Source organism: Acinetobacter soli (assembly GCF_000760595.1).
Lineage (GTDB): Bacteria > Pseudomonadota > Gammaproteobacteria > Pseudomonadales > Moraxellaceae > Acinetobacter > Acinetobacter soli.
In genome coordinates, this window is the sequence record NZ_BBNM01000033.1 from 1 (window position 1) to 551 (window position 551).

The following is a 551-nucleotide window of genomic DNA, read 5'->3' on the forward strand; positions in this document are numbered from 1 at the left end:
TAGACACCACGAATGTGGTGGTAAGCATCAACAAGGCGGTCGACAATGTTGGCAGCAAGGTCGGTGATCTGGCCAACAATGCTGCAACCGATGACACCACACCAACACTGGTGGGAACAGGTACAGCGGGAGCGATCGTGACGATCAGCGTCGATGGTGGCGCGGCAGTTGGCTCAGCGGTGGTGGATAGTAGCGGTAACTGGAGCTACACCTTACCAACACAAAGCGAAGGGGCACATAGCTATACGGCCACTGCGAGCAATGCGGCAGGAACACAAGGCAGCGCGAGTTTCAATCTGACGATTGACACCACGGCACCGAGCATTCCGAGCATTGGTCTGGTGAGTGACGATGTGGGTCTGGTACAAGGTCCGCTTGGCAACGGTGCCAGCACGGATGACACCACACCGACACTCAGTGGTACAGGCGCGACACCGGGTGATGTGATCAAGGTGTATGACGGCAATGATGTGGTGGGCAGTGTCACGGTAGGAGCAGATGGTCGCTGGAACTACACCATCCCGGCACCTGGCTTGACCGAAGGTCCGCAC

General features: G+C 57.5%; 1 protein-coding gene. It reads left to right on the top strand.

Features of this window, described 5'->3' with window-relative positions:
- The coding region (locus tag Aso01_RS15830) for an Ig-like domain-containing protein (protein WP_042065651.1) at positions 1–551 on the top strand (551 nt) is incomplete at both ends.